This is a genomic window from Streptomyces chilikensis, from assembly GCF_001642695.1.
GTDB lineage: Bacteria > Actinomycetota > Actinomycetes > Streptomycetales > Streptomycetaceae > Streptomyces > Streptomyces chilikensis.
In genome coordinates, this window is the sequence record NZ_LWCC02000005.1 from 579,269 (window position 1) to 583,023 (window position 3,755).

The 3,755-nt window shown below is 73.4% G+C and carries 2 pseudogenes; both read left to right on the forward strand.

Annotation, left to right across the window (positions count from 1 at the left end):
• Positions 1 to 296: 296 nt before the first annotated feature.
• A pseudogene (locus A2U95_RS33690) lies at positions 297 to 554 on the forward strand (hypothetical protein); the annotation flags it as partial.
• Positions 555 to 755: 201 nt separating this feature from the next.
• Positions 756 to 3,755: pseudogene (locus A2U95_RS33695) on the forward strand (acyltransferase domain-containing protein); the annotation flags it as partial.

Here is a 3,755-nt window from a genome sequence, read left to right on the forward strand (position 1 = left end):
GCAGGATCGCCGCCGGTCTCACCTTCCACGCCCCGCGCATCCCGGTCGTCTCCAACGTCACCGGCACCGTCGCGGGTGAGGAGCTGCTGACCGCGGACTACTGGGTGGACCACGTCCGCCAGGCCGTCCGCTTCGCCGACGGCATCCGTCACCTCGAGATCCAGGGGGTGACCACCTACCTCGAGCTCGGCCCCGGCGGCGTGCTCGCGGCGATGGGGAAGGACTGCCTGGCCGATTCCCGGAAGAAGACCCTCATCCCCGCTCTCCGCAAGGCCTTCCCCGAACCGCGGAGCGTCATGGGGGCCATCGCCGAGGCACATGTGCACGGCGCGGTCGTCGACTGGACGCGTTTCTACGCGGGGACGGGGGCCGTCCTCGCCGAGCTGCCCACCTACGCCTTCGACCGCCAACGCTACTGGCCGCAGGCCCCGGAACCCGTCGCGGCCCCGACCGCCCTGCCCGCCCCTGCCGTGGACGCGTCCGTGGACACGGCGCTGTGGGAGGCGATCGACACGGGTGACCTGTCCGCCCTCCTCGCGGAGCTGAACCTCAGCGGAGACCTTCCGCTGCAGGACGCGCTGCCGGCGCTCTCCTCCTGGCGCACCCGTCGGCGCCGCCACGCGGTTGCCGACACGTGGCGCTACCAGGTGACCTGGAAGCCCGTCGCTGCCGCTGACTCCGCTGCCCTCAAGGGGCGGTGGCTGCTGGTGGTGCCGGAGACGCTGGACGAGTTCACGGTCGAGTGGGCCTCCTTCATCCGCGCCGCACTCGCCAACGCCGGTCTCGACGGCGCCGACGTCGACGCCGTCGAGGCCCACGGCACCGGCACGACGCTGGGCGACCCCATCGAGGCCCAGGCACTGCTGGCCACCTACGGCCGGGAACGCGATGCGGACCGGCCGCTGTGGCTGGGATCCATCAAGTCCAACATCGGGCACACGCAGGCCGCCGCGGGCGTCGCCGGCATCATCAAGATGGTCCTGGCCCTCCGCCACGGCGTCCTGCCCCGCACGCTCCACGTCGGCGAACCCTCCACCCGGATCGACTGGTCACCGGGCACGGTGGCGCTGCTCACGCAGGAGCGCCCGTGGCCGGAGACCGGGGAACGTCCGCGCCGCGCCGCGGTCTCCTCCTTCGGCATCAGCGGCACCAACGCCCACGTCGTCCTCGAGCAGGCACAGGAGGAGCCCGCCGCCCGGCCGCAGGACCCCGAGTCGCTGCCGCCCCTGGTGCCGTGGGTCCTCTCCGCCCGCTCGGACCGTTCCCTCGCCCGACAGGCCGAGCGGCTCCTCGCCCACGCCAGGGGGGACGCCGGGGCCTCCTTGATGGACGTCGGCTTCTCCCTGGCCACCGGCCGCGCCCACCTCGAGCGCCGCGCCGCCGTGGTCGCCGCCGACCGGGCGGAGTTCCTCAGCGGCCTGGAACACCTCGCCTCGGGAGAGACGGCACCGGGCGTCTTCCGCGGCCAGGCCGCGGACGGCCGGACCGCCTTCCTGTTCTCGGGCCAGGGTTCGCAGCGGGCCGGGATGGGGCGTGAGCTGTACGAGGCGTTCCCGGTGTTCGCCGACGCCTTCGACGCCGTCTGCGCCGAGTTGGACAAGCACCTGGACCGTCCGGTGAAGGAGCTGGTCTTCGACGCCGACTCGGATCTGCTGGACAAGACCGTCTACACGCAGGCGGGTCTGTTCGCCGTCGAGGTCGCCCTGTTCCGGCTGATGGAGCACTGGGGTGTCACGCCCGACTACCTGCTGGGCCACTCCATCGGCGAGCTCGCCGCCGCGCACGTCGCCGGCGTGTGGTCGCTGGAGGACGCTGCCGCGCTCGTCGCGGCACGTGGCCGGCTGATGCAGGCCCTGCCGGAGGGCGGGGCGATGGTCGCCGTCCAGGCCACCGAGGACGAGATCCTGCCCCTGCTCACCGCCAACGTCTCCATCGCCGCCCTCAACGGCCCCACCTCGGTCGTCGTCTCCGGCGACGAGGACGAAGTGCTGGCGATCGCGGGCCGGTTCGCGAAGTCGAAGCGCCTGCGGGTCAGCCACGCCTTCCACTCGCCGCGCATGGAACCGATGCTCGACGAGTTCCGCAGGATCGCCGCCGGTCTCACCTTCCACGCCCCGCGCATCCCGGTCGTCTCCAACGTCACTGCCCTCAAGGGGCGGTGGCTGCTGGTGGTGCCGGAGACGCTGGACGAGTTCACGGTCGAGTGGGCCTCCTACGGGTTGAAGAGCGCCGGCGCGGAGGTGGTGCGGGTCGGCACCGACAGCGATCTGTCGCAGCACCGGCAGGCGGCAGGCGTCCTGTCCCTGCTGGCGGTGGACGACGACGATTCCGTGTGGGAAGCGGGCGGTGTCGCTCCCGGTCTCGCGGCGACGCTCGACCTGGTGCAGCGTCTGGGTGAGGCGGGTGTGCAGGCGCCGCTGTGGTGCCTGACCCAGGGGGCGGTCACCACCGGTGACTCGGATCCTGTCCGTAGTGCCGCTCAGGCGCAGGTGTGGGGTCTGGGCCGGGTCGTGGCGCTGGAGGAGCCCAAGCGGTGGGGCGGTCTGGTCGATCTCCCCGAGGTCCTGGACGGGCAGGCGTGGGAGCGCACTGCCGCCGTTCTGGCCGGGCTCGAGGGTGAGGACCAGGCGGCGGTGCGTCCGGCCGGTGTTCTCGCCCGTCGCGTGGTGCGGGCGGCCGCGTCCGGTGCGGGCGGGGTGTGGAAGGTGCGGGGCACGGTGCTGATCACCGGTGGTACCCCATCGAGGCGCAGGCCCTGCTCGCCACCTACGGCCAGGACCGGCCCGAGGACCGGCCGCTGTGGCTGGGCTCGCTGAAGTCGAACATCGGCCACACCCAGGCCGCGGCGGGCGTCGCCGGCGTCATCAAGATGGTCATGGCCATGCGCCACGGCGTCATGCCGCGCACCCTCCACGTGGACGCGCCCTCCTCGCACGTCGACTGGGCCTCGGGCTCCGTCGAACTCCTCACCCGCCCCCGTGCCTGGGAACGCCCGGGCCGGCTGCGGCGGGCGGGCGTCTCCGCCTTCGGCATGAGCGGAACCAACGCCCACGCCGTCATCGAGGAGGCGCCCGAGCCGGAGCCCTCCGAGGAGACGGCCGGCGGTGCCACCGGTTCCGCCGGATCCGCGGTGTCCGCGCCGGCGGGTCGTCCGAACGGACCGCTGCCGTGGCTCCTCTCCGCACGGACCGAAGCCGCGCTCGCCGACCAGGCCGGCCGGCTGCTCCGGCACGTGCGGACCGCGCGGCCGGTTCCCTCACCCGAGGACATCGGCCTGTCGCTGCTCCGTACCCGTACCGCCTTCGACCACCGCGCCGTGGTGGTCGGCGACGACGTGACCTCCATGGCGGACCGCCTCCTCGCCCTGGCGGAGGGCGACCTCCCCGCCGGCGCCGCACGCGGATCCGCCGGTGATCACGGCAGGCCGGTGTTCGTGTTCCCGGGTCAGGGCGCGCAGTGGGCGGGGATGGCGGTCGAACTCCTCGACGCGTCTCCGGTGTTCGCGGCGCGGATGGCGGAGTGTGCGGCCGCGCTGGCTCCGCACATCGACTGGTCGCTGCTCGATGTCGTCCGCAGTGGCGAGGGCCTGGAGCGGGTGGACGTGGTCCAGCCGGTGCTGTGGGCCGTCATGGTCTCCCTCGCGGAGCTGTGGCGCTCCTACGGGGTCCAGCCGGCCGCGGTGATCGGTCACTCCCAGGGCGAGATCGCCGCCGCGGCCGTCGCCGGGATCCTGTCGCTGGAGGACGCGGCCAAGG